Consider the following 19,363-nt stretch of genomic DNA (forward strand, 5'->3'; position numbering starts at 1 on the left):
CAAGGGCCGTGTCTCACCCGTTCGAGGGGGGCACGGCCCTGGTGCGTCGCCCTAGTCTGACGTCCATGGCTGTCAGGCACGGGAGAGCACCTTGTACAGCATCATCGTGGTACCTCCGCCGACCACGGAGGACGAGCGAAACCCCAGTCAGATCAGACTCGCACCCGGCGAACGCCTCGCGTTCGGCCGCTCCGCACACGGCAACGACCTGCGCATCACCCACGACGGAGTCTCCCGCCGGGCCGGTGAGATCACCGCGCAGGGCGCCTTCTGGATCCTCAGCAACCTCAGCCGCGACCAGACCTACGTGGTGGAGAACCCCGAGGGCGCGGGCGAACACGTCAAGATCGCGCCCGGGCGGCTGGACGCGCCGATCCCCTTCGAGTTCTCGCGGATCGTGCTGCCCGCCGCCGGCGACCTGCTGACGCTCCAGGTGTGGGCGCCGCGCCACGACTACCTGAGCGGCACCGGCGGCCTCGACGGCGCCACGACCGCACCGGCCTTCTCCCTCGACCGCACCAAGCGCTACTTCGCGGTCCTGGCCGCCCTGTGCGAACCGCGCCTGCGCGGCACCCCGCACGCCCCGCTGCCCACCGTCGACCAGGTCGCCGACCGCCTGCGCCCCACCTGGCCGGCCGCGTCCCGCACCTCGGTGCAGTGGAACATCGACTACCTCGCCGTGAAACTGCGCCTCAAACCGGGCCCGGAGAGCGCGGACACCGGCCCGCGGCTCAACGGCAAGAAGGAGTCCCTGGTCTCCCTGGCGCTCCGCTTCGACCTGGTCCGCGAGGACGACCTGGCCGTCCTGGCTGGCCCGCCGCCGGGCCGGGTGACCCGGTGACCGAGCCCTACGCCGTCGCGGTGCCGAAGGGCTACCGGGTCGGCGTCTGGGAGGTGCGCGAGCCCCTCGCGACCGGCGCCTTCGGCAGTGTGTACGCGGCCCGGCGCACCGGGGAGAGCACGGAGCTGCCCCGGACGGCCGCCCTGAAGTTCCTGCCCACGGGCACGGCCACGCCCCGCCGGCTGACCCATCTGCGTGAGCTGGTCGAGCGGGAGATCGAGCTGTACCGGCGGCTGAAGCAGCCGCGCCTGGTGCGGATGTACGAGACGCTGACGGTCGACGACCCGGACCGGCCGGAACTGGACGGCGCCACCGTCCTCGTCCTGGAGCGGGCCAAGGCCTCCCTGTCCGCCCTGCTCACCGCGGAGCCCCGGCCAGAAGCCGGTCCCGCGCTGCTCGCGCAGATCTGCGAGGGCCTGGCCCAGCTGCACGGCGCCGGCTGGGTGCACGGCGACCTGAAGCCGGCCAACGTGCTGCTGATGGACGACGGTTCGGTCCGCCTCGCCGACTTCAACATGGCCGCCGAGCTGGAGGGCACCCACGCCTACACCCCGGCGTTCTCCACGCCCGACTACACCCCGCCCGAGCTCCTGTGGACCGAGATCGGCGAACGGGGCCGCAGGATCCGCCCGTCGGCCGACATCTGGGCCTTCGGTGTCCTCGCGCACCTCGTCCTCACCGACTCCTTCCCGCTGCCCGGCGCGACCGCGACGGCCCGCCGCGACGCGGCCGCCGCCTACGCCCGCGGCACCGACGAGCTGCGCCTGTCGCCCGAACTGCCCGACGACTGGCGGCAGATCATCTCGGCCTGCCTGACCCGCACCCACCAGGACCGCGTCTCCGGCGACACCCTGCTCGCCCGCGTCCGGGCGGCCGCCGGCACCGGCCACCGCTCCTTCCTCCTGCCCCGCCTGCGCCCGGCCCGCCGCCGCTCGCGCCGCATCGCGGTCCTGGCGGCCGGTGCCGCCGTCGCCGTGCTCGGCTACGGCGTCGCCAGCTGGGGCGATCCCGGCGACGACGGCGGGAACAAGACCGGCGAGTCCCGCAAGGTCTCCCCCGCCACGTACGGCGCCTCCGAACTGCGCACCGACAAGGGCGTCCCGGTCGCCTACCGGCAGCTCATCGTCGACTCGGCCCACGACTGCGTCCAGCCGGAGATCACCCCGGCGCTCATCGCCGCGATGCTGAAGGTGGAGAGCGACTTCGACCCCGATCTCTCCGACCCGGACGCGGGCGGGGAGGGCGAGTACGGCATCGCCCGCTGGACCCCGAGCATCCTGCGCTGGTGGATCCGCGCCGACGGCGTCCCCGCGAAGGAGACCCCCAGGCCGCCGCTCACCCCCTCCGAGTCCATCCCGGCCATGGCCCGCTACCTCTGCTTCGCCGAACCGCGCCTGGAGACCGGGCTGCGCGGCGACCGCCGGGTGCTGGTCGCCGCCGCGTACCGGACGTCGTACAAGAGCGTGAACAACGCGGGCGGTGTTCCCCCGAAGTACCGCGACTACGCCGCCCGCGTCGCCCACTACCTCAAGGAGTACACCCCCGCCGCGAAGAAGTGACCCTCAGAGTTCACAGGTACTCCCCGGACGCCGGGTAGGTCAGGGCGCCCGGTACGTCGGGCCGGCGGCCTGCCTCCGGTACCGTTTCCGGCATCGCTGCCAGGACCACAGCCGGGGGATCCATGTCAGACGCCGTCGCGCAGACCGGTTGCGTGCCGCTGCGGCCCGCCGATCCGGCCCGGGTCGGACCGTACGTACCGCTGGGGCTGCTCGGCAGGGGCGGTATGGGACGGGTCTACCTGGCGCGGCACGGGGACGGGACGCCCGGGCTCGCCGCGGTGAAGGTCATCCGGCCCGAGTACGCCGAGGACCTGCTCTTCCGGCGGCGGTTCGAGCGGGAGGCCACCGTGCACGCGCGCGTGGGCGCGCCCTACACGCCCGAGCTGCTGGGCACGGGCTTCGAGCCGGACAGCGAGCTGCTGTGGATGGCGACCGTGTACTTACCCGGTCTCAACCTGGCGGAGGCGGTGCGGGACTGCGGTGTCCTGCCACCGGACGACGCCTGGCGGCTGGTGGCCGATCTCGGGCGGGCGCTCGGCGCGCTGGCCGCGACCGGGATCGTGCACCGGGACTTCAAGCCCTCCAACGTTCTCCTGACCCGACAGGGCGCACACGTCGTCGACTTCGGCATCGCCCAGGCCGTCGACGCCAGCGCGATCACCACGACCGGCAACCGCGTCGGCACCCCCGCCTTCATGTCCCCCGAGTACCTCAGGGACGGCCGCTGCGACACGGCCTCCGACGTGTTCTGCTGCGCGAGCACGGTCGTCCACGCGGTCACCGGACACGCCCCCTTCGGCGACGGCACCGGCGTGGACGTCCTGCACCGCATCGCCTCGGAGGAGCCGAACGCCGAGGTCATGTCCGAGGTGCGGACGGCCGACCCGGCTCTGGCCGACCTCCTCACGGCGTGTCTCTCCAAGGACCCGGCCCTGCGTCCCGGCCCCCAGGATCTGGTCGACGCGGCCTCGGCACAGCCCCGGTCCGCCTCCTGGCAGGAGCCGCTGGGCAGCCGCATCCTGGCCCGGCAGCGGGCTCACGAGGCGCTGAGGGACGGTCCGTTACCGGCGCCACGGCCGGCGGTGGCTGCGATGCCGGGGTTCGCGTCGCCCGGAGCAGCTCCATTACCCGGCGTATCGGCGGCGGGGCAGCTGCCCTTCGGGCCGCCGGCGGCGGGGAGTACGCCGGTGGCGACACCGGCGGCCGGAACTCCCGCCCGGCGGCGGCTGAAACCTTACGCCGCCCTCGCCGCCGCACTCACCGTGTGCGCCCTCGGCCTGACGGCCTTTTTGGCCACCCGCCCATCGTCGGCCGGCGACAGCGGGTCCGCCGCGCCCACGGCCCGTGCGACCGGCGACGGTTACGACCGGACGTCCCTGCCGGGCTTCGACCACCCGGATTCCTCCCCACCGTCCAGCCGAGTCCCGGAGAGCAAGGGGACGACGACGGGCGCCTCGCCCAGCCCCTCGGACCACAGCGCCGAGGCCGGCACCCGCACCACCGCCCCCGCTCCCCCGCCGGAGACGACGAAGCCCCGGCCGTCGGCCACGGAACCGCCGAAGACGCCGACCGCCCCGGTCAGGCCCCCGTGGCTCACCGACTGCACCTACTACTCCGGCACCGAACTCACCCGCCGCGGCGACAGCGGCCAGCGCGTCGTACAGGTGCAGTGCATGCTGGCCAAGCGCGGCTACGCCGTGGGCGGCTCGGGCGTGGACGGCCAGTTCGGCAAGGACACCGCCACGGCGGTACGCGGCTTCCAGCGCGCCAAGGGGCTGGACCCCGACGGCAAGGTCGGCCCCAGGACGTGGGCGGCGCTGCGCTCCTCGACCTGAAAATCCTGGGCCTGAAAATTCTCGACCTCAAAAAGGGAGCTGCCGCGCGCGGCGGTCGATGTGAGGATGTCCGCACCGGGTCCCAGGCAGCCGCCTGGCACCACTCGGCCTCACCGACTCCCTTTCCCGTTAGGAAGGTTCACGCATGGGACCCACCCGCGGTGCCCTGATCGTCGCCGCCGCCCTGGCACCGGCCCTCCTGCTCACCACCCCGGCCCTCGCCGCCGGCCCGGCCCCGGCGGCCCCCGCCGTGACCGCCCCCGCCGTGACCGCCACCGCGGTGACGGACGGCACGCCGGTGGACGAGATGTCGGAGGACGACCTGCGGATCGCGATCCTCCGCATCATCGCCGACGAGGACAGCGGCCGAGGCGTCATCAGGGAGGCCAATGAGGCCCTCGACGGCACCGTGGAGGACATGCGGGAGTTCCTGAAGACGGGCTACCGCCTCGCCCAGGCCGAGGACGACCGCGTCGCCATCGCCCGCATCCTGGCCGACCCGGACTCCGGCCGGGGCGTCAAGCGGGAAGCCGGCAAGGCACTCGACGTGAACACCCCGGAGGCCCTGCGCGCCTTCCTGGAGACCGGCTACCGCCTCGCCCAAGCCGAGGACGACCGCGTCGCCGTCGCCCGCATCCTGGCCGATCCGACCATCAGCGCGGCGCTCAGGGCCGCCGCCGAGGAGGCCATCGACGGCACTCCGGAGGAGCTGCGGTACTTCCTGGAGGTCGGACAGTACGAGGTTGACGGCTGAGTCGTACGGAGAGCGGGTCGGCTTTGATCACCGACCCGCTCGCCACCGTCAGTGGAAGAAGTGCCGCGTCCCGGTGAAGTACATCGTGATGCCGGCCTTCTGCGCGGCCTCGACGACCAGTTCGTCACGGACGGAACCGCCGGGCTGCACGATGGCCTTGACGCCGGCTGCGCCCAGGACGTCGATGTTGTCGGGGAACGGGAAGAACGCGTCCGACGCGACGTACGCGCCCCGGGCCCGCTCGGCGCCGGCCCGCTCCACCGCGAGCTTGCAGGAGTCGACCCGGTTGACCTGCCCCATGCCGACGCCCACCGAGGCACCGTCCTTGGCGAGCAGGATCGCGTTGGACTTCACCGCGCGGCAGGCCTTCCAGGCGAAGGCGAGCTGCTGGAGCTCATCGGCGTCCAGCGCCTCGCCGGTCGCCAGCGTCCAGTTGGCCGGGTCGTCGCCGTCGGCCTGGAGCCGGTCGGTCACCTGGAGCAGCGCGCCGCCGTCGATGGGCTTGACCTCGACCGAGGCGGAGGGCTCGTCGGGGCAGCGCAGCACGCGGATGTTCTTCTTCTTGGTGAGGGCCTCCAGGGCGCCGTCCTCGTAGCCCGGCGCGACGATGACCTCGGTGAAGATCTCCGCGACCTGCTCGGCCATCTCCTTGCTGACCGGGCGGTTGACCGCGATCACACCGCCGAACGCCGACAGCGGGTCGCAGGCGTGCGCCTTGCGGTGCGCCTCGGCGACATCGGCGCCCACCGCGATACCGCAGGGGTTGGCGTGCTTGATGATCGCGACGCACGGCTCGGCGTGGTCGTACGCGGCACGGCGGGCGGCGTCCGTGTCCGTGTAGTTGTTGTACGACATCTCCTTGCCGTGCAGCTGCTCGGCCTGGGCGAGACCGCCGCCCTCCGGGGAGACGTAGAGCGCAGCCGGCTGGTGCGGGTTCTCGCCGTAGCGCAAGGTGTGCTCGCGCTCCCAGGTGGCGCCGAGGAAGTCGGGGAACTGTGACTCGTCGACGGGCGCGTAGGAGGAGGCGAACCAGGAGGCGACGGCGACGTCGTAGGAGGCCGTGTGCTGGAAGGCCTCGGCGGCGAGCCGCTTGCGGGTGGCGAGGTCGAAGCCGCCGCTCTGGACGGCCTGGAGCACGTCGGCGTAACGGGCCGGGCTGGTGACGACCGCGACCGAGGGGTGGTTCTTGGCGGCGGCGCGGACCATCGAAGGACCGCCGATGTCGATCTGCTCGACGCACTCGTCCGGCGAGGCACCGGAGGCGACGGTCTCGCGGAACGGGTAGAGGTTGACGACGACGAGGTCGAACGGCTCGACCTCCAGCTCGGCGAGCTGCTCGCGGTGGCTGTCCAGGCGCAGGTCGGCGAGGATGCCGGCGTGCACGCGCGGGTGCAGCGTCTTCACCCGGCCGTCCAGGCACTCGGGGAAGCCGGTGAGCTCCTCGACCTTGGTGACGGGGACGCCGGCAGCGGCGATCTTCGCGGCGGTGGAGCCGGTGGAGACGAGCTCGACCCCGGCCTCGTGGAGCCCGCGCGCGAGCTCCTCCAGCCCGGTCTTGTCGTAGACGCTGACGAGCGCCCGGCGAAGGGGCCGCTTGTTGCTCTCGGCGGTCACTGGATAACTACCTTTCGTCCCTCAATGCGATAGCCGTTGCGGGCGAGCCGCCCCACGACCTCGACGAGCAGCCTTCGCTCGACTTCCTTGATGCGCTCGTGCAGAGCGCCTTCGTCGTCCTCGTCCCGGACCTCCACCACGCCCTGCGCGATGATCGGTCCGGTGTCGACGCCGTCGTCGACGAAGTGGACGGTGCACCCGGTGACCTTGGCGCCGTACGCGAGCGCGTCCCGCACACCGTGGGCCCCCGGGAAACTGGGCAGCAGGGCCGGGTGCGTGTTGACGAACCGCCCGCCGAACCGCGCGAGGAACTCCTTGCCGACGATCTTCATGAAACCGGCGGAGACCACGAGGTCGGGCTCGTAGGCGGCGACGGCCTCGGCGAGGGCGGCGTCCCACTCCTCGCGGCTGCCGTAGTCCCTGACCTTGCACACGAAGGTCGGCAGCCCGGCGCGCTCGGCGCGGGCCAGCCCCTCGATGCCCTCACGGTCGGCGCCGACGGCCACGATCTCGGCCCCGTACTCCTGCGCACCGGCGGCATCGATCTCGTCGAGCAGCGCCTGCAGGTTGGTGCCGGATCCGGAGACCAGCACGACGAGGCGCTTGGCGCGCGGGGCCACGGGCTTGGCGGCCACGGTGGGGCCTTTCTCGAAGGGAGCGTCTGTCCTCGGCCGGCCCCGGCGTTTGTACATTCATACGAATGCTTCGCGCCCCCGGATACGGGGAAGCCTACGAACCGGCCGACCGTCAGCAACGATACCGGCACACCGGGCAGCCCCCACGGGACGGGGGCTCGGCCGGAAGGTAGCGTCTGGGCCGAGCCGGTTCGGGAACGCCGTCCGGACGCGATGCGTTCAACAGGTGGCGGGCCCGGGTCCGACACCGTTCGGTTCTGTCCACCCCTCCCTGCTCAGCAACTCGTTCCTACTCATCAACGGGAAGACGCTCACTTGATGCCGGACCGCAGCCTGCGACTCCTCACGTTCCCCCACCTGTCGGCGCAGGGAGGGGAGCGCGGCAGCGTGCTGCTGCGGGAGCGCCCCAGCTCACCACCCGACGCGCCGTCGGACGGCGACCGCGGCGACGAGCGAGGGCGCGGGCCCCAGGAGGACAACCCCTTCGCCCCGCCGCCCGAGGGCACCCCGGACCGGCCCTGGCAGCCGCGGCGCCCCTCGGGCGAGGACTCCCGGGACGGCGGCGAGAACGACCGCGCCCCCTGGGGCAGGCAGTGGAGCGACCGGCAGCCAGGCCGCTCCTCCGACGGCTTCGGCGAGCGCCCCGGCGGCGGCCCCGACGGCCCGGGCGGCCCCCAGGGCGGCGCGAACCCGCGCTGGGACCCGACGGATCCCGCCCAGCGCCGTGCGCGCTACGCCCTGCTCTCCGGCATGTGGGCCTTCTTCTTCGCCCTCTTCAGCTGGCCGTACGTGGCGCTGCTGCTCGGCGCGCTCGCCCTCTACTGGGGCATCAGCGCCCTGCGCGCCAAGCCCCGCAGGCCCGACCCGGACTCCCCGGCCCGCGAGCAGACGGGCCGCCCCCAGACGACGGCCGCGGTGAGCGGCCTGGTCACGGCGTCCCTGGCCATCGCCCTGGTCGCCGCGTCGTTCACGGCCCAGATGGTCTACCGCGACTACTACACGTGCACGAACGACGCCCTCACGAACGAGGCGAAGCAGTCCTGCACGGAGCTTCTGCCGAAGGAGCTGCGGGGCTTCCTGGGCACGGACGGCTGACGGACGGCCTGCTGCTTCAGGGGGTGTCCGACCCGGGGATGGGGTCGGGCGGGGGCGGGACGTCGTAGGGCTCGGGGGCTGGGTCGGGCGGCAGGAAGTCGTACGGCTCGAATGCTGGGTCGTTGTGGGCTTGGGGGTCGCCGGGGTCCTTGGGGCCGTCGGGGGCGCCGAAGGGCGCGTAGAGGGCATAGGCGGCGTAGGGGGCCTCCGGTGCAGGGGATGAGGCCCGCGGCTGCGCGGTCTCGTCGGGCGGGGAGGTACCGGCCCGGGGGGCTCCGGCGGCTCCTGAGGCCCCCGCACTTCCCGTGCCACCGGCGGGTCCGGCGGCACCGTCGCCGCCCCTGCCCCCGGCGACTCCGGCGAACCCGGCGATTCCGGTGCGGGTGAACCAAGCCCAGGCGAGGCGCGAGCCCTTCTGTTGGGGCTTGCCCTCGGCCGGTTCTTCCCGCTGTTCACCGATACTCGACCCGTCCGCCTGGGGCGCCCGGCAGTGCCAGGACCGTACGGTCACCGCCGTCGGGACGGCCACCAGCATCAGCCACGCCAGTGTCGCCGTACCCACCTGCCACCAGACCGGCCCGAACCGGGCCAGGACGGAGACCCCCAGCGGGCCGCCCGCCAGCGCGGCGAGCCCCGCGAGTACGGCCGCGCTCAGCACGGCCGCGAGGGCGGCGGCACGGGCGGTCCGCCCCGGCGACCAGACACCACCAGGCGCGCCGCCCGGCCGCGCCCCGCCGTGCTCCCCGGAAACCGCCGCCCGCGCCACGGTCCAGCCGGCGACCACCCCGGCGACCATCGGCACGGCCCCGGCCGCCGCCCAGTGCACCAGCCGCCCCTCCCCCGCCTCCGGCACCGCCGCCAGCAGCGGGAACGGCGGCAGGAACGGGGCCGGTGCGGAGGACAGCGGGCTGACGACCTGTCCGGCGCCGAGGGCGAAGCCGGGGCCGAGGGCGTAGGCGGCGCCCCACACCGCCGCGTTCGGCATCAGGGCCGCACAGAGCAGGAGCACCGCGAACCGGCCCGACCACCCCTCCGTCAGCCGCAGCAACCCCGCCTGGGCCGCCGCCCCGTGCCCCACCAGCGACACCGCCACCAGCAGCGCACCGCCCCCGAGGAGGACCGCCACCCCGGCCGCCGCGGCCCGGGCAGCGGCACCCGGGCGCCCGTCCGGCCCCAGGACCAGCGGCCGCACCCCCGCAGGCAGCACGCCCAGCAGCCGCCGCAGCGGCCCGGCCGGACGGCCGTACGCCGACCACACGCCCGCCCCGGCCGCCAGGACGGCGACCAGCGGCAGGCACACCCCCGTCCACACCCACGCCGGCCGCAGCACACCGCCCGCGGCGTACAGGGCCGCGGGCGCGGTGACAGCGAGGTAGCCGAGGACGACACCCGTCCAGGCGGTACGGGCGGAGACCAGCGGCGGCCCCGCGACCGCCGAGAGGCCCGCGACCCGCGAGAGCCCCGGGACCACCGCGAGGCCCTCGACAGCCGCGATGTCCTCGGCGAAGCCGTCGTCGATGCCGTCGCCCTCGCCGCCCGTCCCGCCGTCCGTGGCGTCCCGCCCCGCCCGATGCAGCAGCCACACCGGCAGCACGAGCAGCAGCAGCGGCGGGACGCCCACAGGAGCCGGAACACCGGCGAGCGTGTCGGTGCGGACCAGTTCGGCTCCGTGGGCCAGCAGCCACAGCGCCGCCGCCACGTGCAGCGCGCCGCCCGGTCCGCTGTCGGGGTACGGCGAGGTGATCCACAACAGCATCACCGGCACGGCGAACGCCGCCAGCCCGAGGCCCGCCGCGACCGCACCACCCACGAGGGCACCGCCCAGTCCGGGCGAACGGTCGCGCATCCGGAGGAGCAGGGGCGACGGCGGACGTCGGCGAGCGGTCATCTCGATCACGCCCGCCATGCTCCCAACGACACCCGCTCTCCCGTCGTAACAGGCGAACCATCGATGTGTCGCCCAATATACGTTCATGTACTTTTCTGTACGGAGGGGCGTCCGGTGACACAGAGCCCTGCCCTCCCGCTCCCGCCGCCCAAGGAGCGCCGACGCCTGCGCGAGGCCGCCTCGCTGACGCGGGCTCAGCTGGCTTCCCGGCTGGGCGTCACCAGCGAGACGGTGCGCGGGTGGGAGACCGGTCGCTCGACGCCGCGCGGCCGGAAAGGGGAGAAGTACGCGAAGCTGCTGAACTCACTGGGCACGGAGGCGGACCTGACACCGCCTCATGAGGAGCTCGGCACGACAGACGTGAGCGATCGGCGCCGCCCCTCGGCCGGGGACCGCGGCCGGGCCTCCGGCCGGAACCGGGGCCGCCCGTCCGCCACGGACCGGGGCCGCACCTCCACCGCGGACCAGGACCGTACCGCCGTCGGCCACCGCAGCCGCGCCTCGGCCGGCGAGCACGGCCGTACCGCCGGCAGCGTCCGGAGCCGCGGCCCCGCCGCCGACCATCGCCACACCACCGTCGCGGACCACCGCCATACGACCGACGAGGCCGTCGTCGCCGTCGCCGATCGCAGTCGCACCACCGGTACCGACCGGCGCTCCGGCCCCGCCCGGGCAACGGTCTCGCGACGGCCGGACGACGCGACCGCCGCCCTGACACCGGACCAGGCCTTCGACGCGCTGTACGCGTTCTGCGCGCCCGCGCTCGTCCGGCAGACCTACCTGCTGACCGGCCGCCGCGAGCTGGCGCGGGAGTCGGTCGAACGGGCCTTTCACATCGCCTGGCAGCGCTGGCCCGAGGTGGCCCGCGACCGCGACCCGGTGGGCTGGGTGCGGGCGGTGGCCTACGACTGTGCCCTCTCCCCGTGGCACCGGTTCCGCCCCCGCTACCGGTTCCCCGAGCCGCCGCCCTCCGACCCGTTCGACCGCGCGCTACTGGACACCCTGCTGAAGCTGCCGCCCTCGTACCGCCGCACGCTGCTCCTGCACGACGGTGTCGGGCTCGGCCTGCCGGAGACGGCGGCGGAGACGGAGGCGAGCAGCCGCGCGGCCGCGAACCGGCTGGCGCACGCGCGGCAGGCGGTCGCCGAGCGGCTGCCGGAGCTGGCGGACCCGGAGGTGCTCCACTGGCGGCTGGTCGAGCTGGCCTCCATCGAGCGGCTGCGGGCCGCCAAACCACTGGTCGTGCGCCGGGCCGGGGAACGCCGGGCCCGTTTGTGGACCCGGGCCGCCATCGCCTTCACGATCGCCCTGATCGGAGCCACGGCCCTCACCGCCCGCACGGCCCCCACGCGCTACGAGCCGCCGGTGCCTCCGGGCGAGACCGTCCAGGGCGTGCCGCCACCGGTCGCGCCCGGGCCGCTGTCGGAGTCGGAGCGGAAGCTGCGGGCGAAGCTGCGCAAGGAGGAGCAGCGGGGGCCGGTCCGGCTGATGCCGCAGCCACACTGACGCCTGTTTCGCGAAAGGGACGCTTGTTTCCCGGAAAGGCGGTGGGCCCGCCCCCCTTGCGGGGAACGGGCCCACTGACGAGCTGTGGCTGCTGCTCAGCCGGCGAGGATCGCGCGCGCCAGCTTCGCCGTCTCGGTCGGCGTCTTGCCGACCTTGACGCCGGCGGCCTCGAGGGCCTCCTTCTTCGCGGCGGCCGTGCCGGAGGAGCCGGAGACGATGGCGCCGGCGTGGCCCATGGTCTTGCCCTCGGGCGCGGTGAAGCCCGCGACGTAGCCGACGACCGGCTTCTTCACGTTCTCCTTGATGAAGGCCGCGGCCCGCTCCTCGGCGTCGCCGCCGATCTCACCGATCATGACGATCAGGTCGGTGTCGGGGTCGGCCTCGAACGCGGCGAGGGCGTCGATGTGGGTCGTCCCGATGACCGGGTCGCCACCGATGCCGACGGCGGAGGAGAAGCCGATGTCCCGCAGCTCGTACATCATCTGGTACGTCAGCGTGCCGGACTTCGACACCAGGCCGATGCGGCCCGGCTTGGTGATGTCACCCGGGATGATGCCGGCGTTGGACTGGCCCGGCGTGATGAGGCCGGGGCAGTTCGGGCCGATGATCCGGGTCTTGTTGCCCTTGGACACGGCGTAGGCGTAGAACGCGGCCGAGTCGTGGACCGCGATGCCCTCGGTGATGACGACCGCGAGCGGGATCTCGGCGTCGATGGCCTCGACGACGGCGGCCTTGGCGAAGGCCGGCGGGACGAAGAGGACGGATACGTTCGCGCCCGTCTTCTCGATCGCCTCGGCGACCGTGCCGAAGACCGGGATCTCGTTGCCGTCGATGTCGACCGAGGTGCCCGCCTTGCGCGGGTTCACGCCACCGACGATGTTGGTGCCGTCGGCCAGCATGAGCTTGGTGTGCTTCATGCCCGTGGCACCGGTCATGCCCTGGACGATGACCTTGGAGTCCTTGTTGAGGAAGATAGCCATGGCTGTTTAGTCCCTCGTCCCTTACTTCGCAGCCGCGAGCTCGGCGGCCTTGTCGGCCGCGCCGTCCATGGTGTCCACGCGCTGGACCAGCGGGTGGTTGGCGTCGGAGAGGATCTTGCGACCCAGCTCGGCGTTGTTGCCGTCCAGACGGACGACGAGGGGCTTGGTGACTTCCTCGCCCTTGTCCTTGAGCAGCTGCAGCGCCTGCACGATGCCGTTGGCGACCTCGTCACAGGCGGTGATGCCACCGAAGACGTTGACGAACACGGACTTGACGTCCGGGTCGCCGAGGATGATCTCCAGGCCGTTCGCCATGACGGCGGCGGAGGCGCCGCCACCGATGTCGAGGAAGTTGGCGGGCTTGACGCCACCGTGCGCCTCACCGGCGTACGCGACGACGTCCAGGGTGCTCATGACGAGACCCGCGCCGTTGCCGATGATGCCGACCTCGCCGTCGAGCTTGACGTAGTTGAGGTTCTTCTCCTTGGCGGCGGCCTCGAGCGGGTTGGCCGCCTCCTTGTCCTGGAGGGCCTCGTGCTCCGGCTGACGGAACTCGGCGTTCTCGTCCAGGGAGACCTTGCCGTCCAGGGCGATGACCTCGCCGGAGGCCACCTTGGCCAGCGGGTTGACCTCGACCAGGAGGGCGTCCTCCTTGATGAAGGTGTCCCACAGCTTGACGAGGACGTTCACGACCTTGTCGGCGACCTCGGCCGGGAACTTCGCGGCCTCGACGATCTCGCGGGCCTTCGCCTCGGTGACACCCTCGTTGGCGTCGATCGGCGTCTTGGCGACGGCCTCGGGGCGGGTGGCCGCCACCTCCTCGATCTCCATGCCGCCCTCGACGGACGCGATGGAGAGGAAGGTGCGGTTGGCACGGTCCAGGAGGAAGGAGACGTAGTACTCCTCCACGATCTCCGGGGCCGTCTCGGCGATCATCACCTTGTGGACCGTGTGGCCCTTGATGTCCATGCCGAGGATGTTGGTCGCATGCTCGACGGCCTCGTCGGGGCTGGCGGCGAGCTTCACGCCACCGGCCTTGCCACGGCCGCCGACCTTCACCTGGGCCTTGACGACGGACTTGCCACCGAGGCGCTCGGTGGCTGCGCGGGCCGCCTCAGGCGTGTCGATGACTTCACCGGCCAGCACCGGTACATCGTGCTTGGCGAAGAGGTCCCTCGCCTGGTACTCGAACAGGTCCACGCGCTTCCGTCCCTATCAGTGATCTCGCGGTTCGTTGTCTGCGTGGGCGTGCCGCGAGGGCAACGTGACGTCCGCTGTCTGTCACAAGGGAGGCGCACACGGTGTCCGAGCGCGCGGCATGTCCGTCTCGCAGGTTATCGCTGCTTGCGAGGGGCCTCTAAATCGAGGGTCACACCTGAGCGGTGATACCTGTCACATGATGCCGCACTCTCTGGCACGGCGTGCCGGGAGTGAGGGGCCTCACCGGGCTGGGGTTGACCCGGTGAGGCCCGTCTGACACCCCGGCTCTCCGGGGTGCGGGGCGGTTGGTCCCCACCCCAATGGGGACCAACCGGCCCCATCCACGAGGTCTCGGCCTCGGACGACCGACGGTTTCGACCGCCCGGAGGGGATGCCTCGTGGAGTCGGTGGGGGGAGGGGGAGGGGGGAGGGTGATGTGATCCGTGGGGTGCTGGGTGCTGGGTGCTGGGGTGCGGAGTGCTAGCCGGGGAAGAGGGGGATGTCCCGGTGACTGTCCCGGGTGCCGACCGTGCGAGAGGGGGCCGCGACACCGGGCAGGAGTCTCAGCGGGGCCATAGGGCTCGGGGTGACGGTGTACGCGTCGCCGTGGCGGGACGTACCGCCGTGGGCCGTGTACCAGTCGCCGAGCGTGCCGCCAGGCCGGTCTGCCGGCACGTGCGCGCCCGGGCTGTGTCCGAGGCGGTCGGACGGGCCTGCGTGGTCTGTGCGTCTGGGATGGCCCGGGTCTGCGCGTCTGGGGCCGCCCGGGTCTGTGCGTCTGGGGCCGCCCGGGTCTGTGCGTCTGATGTGGCTGGGGTCCTCTGCGAGTCCGGCGGCGTGGCGCTCGGCGCCGCGCACCACGGTGTCCGCCGTCGCGGTGACGACGTCCGTCGCCCCGGTCCGTCCGACGGAGGCGGGGGCGTCGGCCGGAGGCGCTCCCGGGAGCGTGACTTCGCCAGTGGAGGGTGGGGGCAGGAAATCGCTCGGGAGTGCGGGTGCCGGTGGCGGATCGGACAGGGCGGGCAGCCCTGCCGGCACGGACAGCTTGAGCGACGGCAGCGCCGGCAACGACGGCACCGGCACCGGCGACGGCGACGGCGAGGAAGACGGCAGCGGCAGGTGTAGCGGCAGCGGCAGCGGCAGCGGCGAGGAAGACGATGAGGAGGAGGACGACGAGTCCGACGAGGACGGCTCCTTCGCCCGCGCCTCTCGCCACCCCGGGCTCACCGCCTCGCCCGTATCACCGACCACCCGCACGACCCGCTCCCCCACGGCCGCCACGTCGGCCACCGCCCGGGAAGGGCTACCGGTTCCGGACAGGGAAGGGAGACCCGGCGAGTCGATCCGGCCGACCGTGACGGCCGCGCCCGTCAGCCCCCGCACGCCGTCCGCCGCATACGCCCGCTCCCCCCACAGCAGCCCGATGACGAGCACCCCGCCCACCAGCAGCGCCGCGCGGAGCGCACGCCACCCGGCCGCTGTGCGCAGCACGCGCACAGCGGCACCGGGCAGGGCTGCTGACCAGATCAGGGGGAGCTTCCTCCCGTGCTACGGAACAAGCGCAGCGCGACGCACCGCCGAGCAGGCGCCGATCCTCGCACGGGAGTGCGGAGTTGACGCAAGACCCTCGCCCACTGACGGGCAGTCATATCCGGTTTGCCGGCCGAAGTCGGACCACCCCGGCCCTCCGCACGTCACGCCGCGTCGGGTATCGGCAGCGGACGCTTCTCGATCGCCGCCGCCATCACCTCGGGAAACAGATCGGGTGTGCAGGCGAACGCCGGTGCCCCCAGGGCGGCGAGCGCGGCCGCGTGCTCCCGGTCGTACGCCGGTGCCCCCTCGTCGGAGAGCGCCAGCAGCGTCACGAACTGCACCCCCGAGGCCTTCATCGCCGCGACCCGCTTGAGCATCTCGTCCCGGATGCCTCCCTCGTAGAGGTCGCTGATCAGCACGACCACCGTCTCCGCGGGACGGGTGATCTGCGACTGGCAGTAGGCCAGTGCCCGGTTGATGTCCGTGCCGCCGCCCAGCTGCGTCCCGAACAGGACGTCGACGGGGTCGTCGAGCTGGTCCGTGAGGTCGACGACCGTCGTGTCGAAGACGACGAGTCGCGTGGAGATCGTCCGCATCGAGGCGAGCACCGCCCCGAACACCGACGCGTACACCACCGATGCGGCCATGGATCCCGACTGGTCGATACAGAGGACGACCTCCTTCTTCGTGGTCTGGGACGCCCGCCCGTACCCGATGAGCCGCTCCGGCACGATCGTTCGGTACTCGGGCAGGTAGTGCTTGAGGTTGGCCGCGATCGTGCGGTTCCAGTCGATGTCGTGATGGCGGGGCCGGTTGATCCGCGCGCTGCGGTCGAGGGCGCCGGTGAGGGTGGCCCGGGTGCGGGTGGCGAGCCGCTTCTCCAGATCCTCGACGACCTTGCGCACGACGGCCCGTGCCGTCTCCTTCGTCGTCTCGGGCATGGCCTTGTTGAGCGACAGCAGCGTGCCGACGAGGTGTACGTCGGCCTCCACCGCCTCCAGCATCTCCGGCTCCAGCAGGAGCGTGGCGAGACCGAGCCGGTCGATGGCGTCGCGCTGCATGACCTGTACGACGGAGGACGGGAAGTACGTCCGGATGTCCCCGAGCCAGCGCGCCACGGACGGCGCCGACGCCCCGAGCCCCGCCGAACGGTCCCGGCCCCCCTGCGGCTTCTCCCCCTTTCCGTAGAGCGCGGCCAGCGCTCCGTCCATCGCCGCGTCCCGCCCGGACAGTTCGCACCCGGTGCCGTCCGCCGCGTCACCGCCGAGCACGAGCCGCCACCGCCGCAACCGCTCCTGCGCCGGGTCCGTCACCTCGGCCGTCATCCGCGTCCTCCCTCGCGAGGCCGTTCCCACAGCGGGATCACCGGCACGGCCGTCGCCGGCCGGCCTTCCGCCGGCGACCCGTTCCCGTCGGTGTCTGCCGCTTCCGCGTTCGGCACCGGCCGCCGCAGTCCGTCGGTCGTCATCCCCCCACCCCCACCAGTTCGTCGCCGATGTGCCCTGCCACTTCGTCCAGCCCGAGCAGCAGCCGCAGGACCGGCAGCACGGCGTCCGCTCGCACCGGGTCGAGCTCCGCCGCGAAGCCGGGTATGCCGGAGCCGGCCCCGGTCGCACCGCTCCCGGCCCCCGGCCCGCGCCGGACCAGTTCGCCGAGGGTCCGCCGCACCCCGGGCTCGTACGCCGAGAACGTCCGCCGCAGCAGGGGCAGCACGTCCGTGAACGCCTCCGGCGGCACCCCGGTCAGCCACGCGTCGACCAGCCCGAGCAGCCGCTCGTCGTGCACCAGGAGCATCCCGCCCCCGGAGCCTCCTCCGACGAAGCCCTCGATCCACGCGGCGGCGTCCGGCGGCGGTGTGCCCGGCGACAGGACGAGCCCCATGAGGCGCGCCGCCTCGTCCTGCGCCAACTCCCCGTCGTCCAGCAGGAGCCGGACGGCCCGCCCCCTGATCACTCCGGGTACGGTGTCCCGCCCGCACAGCACCCGCAGCACCGACTGCCAGCGGGCTCTCAGGCGGCCTCGTCCCGCCGCGGGGGCGTCTCCCAGGAGTCCCACGGCCCCGTGCACGGCGTCGACATGGCGCCGCATCTCCTCGGCGCCGTCCGCGTCGAGTGCGGCACAGGCCGGAGGCAGCCCGACGAAGACCCGCTCGGCCAGACCTGCAGCGACCTCTCCCAGGGCCCCGGTGTCCGTGCCGCGCACATCGCCGTAGCGCAGGGAGCGGACCAGGGCCGGCAGCGCCTCGGCGAGCCGGCCGACGTCCGCGTCGAGGGCCGCCCGGTCGGCGAGGATCCGCATCACCGTCGGCAGGGCGTCGGGCAGTTCGGCCAGCAGACAGCGCTCGGCGAGTGCGGTGACCTCGGCGAGCCCCTGCGCGGTGACGGCGTCCGCCTCGGCCTTGGCGGTCGCGGCGGACAGGACGGTCGTCCCCCACACACCGGCCTCGGCGACCCGCACCGACAGCTCGGGCTCCCAGCGCAGCCGCCACGTCTCGCGGAACGTGCCCGTGCTGCCCCGCGAGGCAGCCGGTTCGCCCCACGCGACGCCGAGCAACCGCAGCCGGTGCAGCAGCCTGCTGCGGGCGGCGTCGGTCTCCTTGCGCAGGTCGAGCTCCAGCTCCCGCTCAAGCGCCTCCGGCTTCAGCCGCAGGCGGCGCTGGAGCCGGGCGAGGTCACGCTGCAGCGGAACCGCCGGGGCCGTCGGCGGCACCTCGCCCAGCACGTCCCCCACGACCAGCCGGTCCCGCACCAGCGCCAGCGGCACGTCCGAGCCTTCGCACATCACCGCCCGCACGGCGTCGGTCGTCTCGCTCAGGCCGGGCAGGGGACGGCCCCGCATCGCAGCGAGCGTCTCGGCCAGCCGCACGGCCTCGATGACGTGCGCGGAGGAGACGAGCCGGTCCTCGGCGCGCAGCAGGCCCGCCACCTTGGTCATCCACCGCTCGACCGGCCGGTCCGGGGCGCTGAACAAATGCCCGTACCAGCCCGGCGAGTCGATGCCGGCCCCGTAGCCGCTCACCCGGGACAGCCGGCGGTGGGTCCACGGCACCCACGTCATGTCGGTCTTGACCTTGGGCAGCCCCTTGAGCAGGGCCTTGTCGGCGGTGACGGTGGTCTTCCGGCGCAGGGCGGGCACATGCCACGCCCCGCACACGACGGCCACGCCGTCCTCGAACTCCCGCTGCGCGACCCGCAGCTGGAGCCGCATGTAGGCCTCACGCACCAGGTCCCGGTCGTGTCCCCCGCTGCCGTAGGTCTCCCGCAGCGCCCCCATCGCCTCCTCGAGCACCGTGAACGGCGCGAGCGCGTCCCCCTTCCCCACGCCCCGGTGTTCCACGACGTCCTCCCACCACCGCTCCGGGTCGTCGTAGCCGGCGGTCTCGGCGAGCACACCGAGCGGATCGATCCGTACGTCGGCGGGTCCGGGGCCGGGTTCGGGTCCATGACCGGGTCCCGGTCCCGAGTCACCCTCGCTGTCCGCCGTCTCGGCATCCAGCGGAGAGTCACCCTCCACTCCCGCCTCGTCCTCCTGCCTCCCCCACGCCAGCGTGTGCGTGGCCGGCAGGTCGATGAAGCGGGCCGGGACGTCGTGTTCCAGGGCCCAGCGGAGGGCGACCCACTCCGGGGAGAACTCGGCCAGCGGCCAGAACGCCGAGCGGCCGGGCTCGTCCACGGCGTGGGCGAGCAGGGCGACCGGCGGCCGCATCTCCTCGTCGGCGGCGAGCGGGATCAGGGCATCGGCCTCGGGCGGCCCCTCGATCAGCACGACCCGCGGCCGGGCCTCCTCCAGCGCCGCCCGCACGGCCCGTGCCGACCCCGGCCCGTGATGCCGCACCCCGAGCAACAACGGCCCCGCCCCGGCCGCCCGGCTCACGGCTTCTTCCAAGCCCGTCACTTGGTCCCCTCCCCTCGCATGCCGGTCCC

The 19,363-nt window shown here is 73.4% G+C and carries 14 protein-coding genes; 6 read left to right on the plus strand and 8 right to left on the minus strand.

Annotation, left to right across the window (positions count from 1 at the left end; genetic code table 11):
* Positions 1–91: 91 nt before the first annotated feature.
* The 4 genes from ABZ192_RS15725 (at position 92) to ABZ192_RS15740 (ending at position 4,989) form a co-directional block, all read left to right on the plus strand.
* Complete coding sequence (locus tag ABZ192_RS15725) at positions 92–841, plus strand: FHA domain-containing protein (protein WP_356925069.1); 750 nt, start codon at positions 92–94, stop codon at positions 839–841.
* Positions 838–2,400, plus strand: coding sequence for a protein kinase (locus ABZ192_RS15730; RefSeq protein WP_356925070.1), 1,563 nt, complete (start codon positions 838–840; stop codon positions 2,398–2,400). Before ABZ192_RS15725 ends, ABZ192_RS15730 begins: the two co-directional genes overlap by 4 nt.
* 122 nt (positions 2,401–2,522) lie before the next feature.
* Positions 2,523–4,235, plus strand: a complete 1,713-nt coding sequence (locus ABZ192_RS15735) for a protein kinase (RefSeq protein WP_356925071.1) — start codon at positions 2,523–2,525, stop codon at positions 4,233–4,235.
* Positions 4,236–4,380: 145 nt separating this feature from the next.
* Positions 4,381–4,989 carry an ALF repeat-containing protein gene (locus ABZ192_RS15740; protein WP_356925072.1) on the plus strand — a complete coding sequence of 203 codons (609 nt, stop codon included), beginning with the start codon at positions 4,381–4,383 and terminating at the stop codon, positions 4,987–4,989.
* A gap of 48 nt (positions 4,990–5,037) precedes the next feature.
* On the opposite strand, the gene purH is transcribed toward ABZ192_RS15740, so the two are convergent.
* Positions 5,038–6,603, minus strand: a complete 1,566-nt coding sequence (gene purH / locus ABZ192_RS15745; protein ID WP_356925073.1) for a bifunctional phosphoribosylaminoimidazolecarboxamide formyltransferase/IMP cyclohydrolase — start codon at positions 6,601–6,603, stop codon at positions 5,038–5,040.
* Positions 6,600–7,238, minus strand: a complete 639-nt coding sequence (purN, locus tag ABZ192_RS15750) for a phosphoribosylglycinamide formyltransferase (protein WP_356925074.1) — start codon at positions 7,236–7,238, stop codon at positions 6,600–6,602. Before purN ends, purH begins: the two co-directional genes overlap by 4 nt.
* Before the next feature lie 318 nt (positions 7,239–7,556).
* Here purN and ABZ192_RS15755 point away from each other — a divergent pair, with 318 nt between their 5' ends.
* Positions 7,557–8,333: a hypothetical protein gene (locus ABZ192_RS15755; protein WP_356925075.1), complete on the plus strand. Its 777-nt coding sequence runs from the start codon at positions 7,557–7,559 to the stop codon at positions 8,331–8,333.
* A 16-nt stretch (positions 8,334–8,349) separates the two neighbouring features.
* On the opposite strand, the gene ABZ192_RS15760 is transcribed toward ABZ192_RS15755, so the two are convergent.
* On the minus strand, positions 8,350–10,239 hold the full coding sequence (locus tag ABZ192_RS15760) for a DUF6350 family protein (protein ID WP_356925076.1): 1,890 nt from the start codon (positions 10,237–10,239) through the stop codon (positions 8,350–8,352).
* Positions 10,240–10,335: 96 nt separating this feature from the next.
* On the opposite strand from ABZ192_RS15760, the gene ABZ192_RS15765 reads away from it, so the two are divergent.
* Positions 10,336–11,727, plus strand: a complete 1,392-nt coding sequence (locus ABZ192_RS15765; RefSeq protein ID WP_356925077.1) for a sigma factor-like helix-turn-helix DNA-binding protein — start codon at positions 10,336–10,338, stop codon at positions 11,725–11,727.
* Positions 11,728–11,822: 95 nt separating this feature from the next.
* Here ABZ192_RS15765 and sucD read toward each other — a convergent pair whose 3' ends face one another.
* From sucD to ABZ192_RS15790, 5 genes are all read right to left on the minus strand, one after another.
* Positions 11,823–12,707 carry a succinate--CoA ligase subunit alpha gene (gene sucD / locus ABZ192_RS15770; RefSeq protein WP_010036416.1) on the minus strand — a complete coding sequence of 295 codons (885 nt, stop codon included), beginning with the start codon at positions 12,705–12,707 and terminating at the stop codon, positions 11,823–11,825.
* Positions 12,708–12,728: 21 nt separating this feature from the next.
* Positions 12,729–13,907 (minus strand): ADP-forming succinate--CoA ligase subunit beta, encoded by a 1,179-nt coding sequence (gene sucC, locus ABZ192_RS15775; protein WP_356925078.1) that lies wholly within the window; start codon positions 13,905–13,907, stop codon positions 12,729–12,731.
* A gap of 480 nt (positions 13,908–14,387) precedes the next feature.
* Positions 14,388–15,398 carry a hypothetical protein gene (locus ABZ192_RS15780; protein WP_356925079.1) on the minus strand — a complete coding sequence of 337 codons (1,011 nt, stop codon included), beginning with the start codon at positions 15,396–15,398 and terminating at the stop codon, positions 14,388–14,390.
* A gap of 203 nt (positions 15,399–15,601) precedes the next feature.
* Complete coding sequence (locus tag ABZ192_RS15785; protein ID WP_356925080.1) at positions 15,602–16,765, minus strand: VWA domain-containing protein; 1,164 nt, start codon at positions 16,763–16,765, stop codon at positions 15,602–15,604.
* Positions 16,766–16,904: 139 nt separating this feature from the next.
* Positions 16,905–19,334: a DUF5682 family protein gene (locus ABZ192_RS15790; protein WP_356925081.1), complete on the minus strand. Its 2,430-nt coding sequence runs from the start codon at positions 19,332–19,334 to the stop codon at positions 16,905–16,907.
* Positions 19,335–19,363: the final 29 nt, after the last annotated feature.

The sequence above is a fragment of the Streptomyces sp. NPDC006235 genome (assembly GCF_040613735.1).
In the GTDB taxonomy this organism is placed as follows: Bacteria; Actinomycetota; Actinomycetes; order Streptomycetales; family Streptomycetaceae; genus Streptomyces.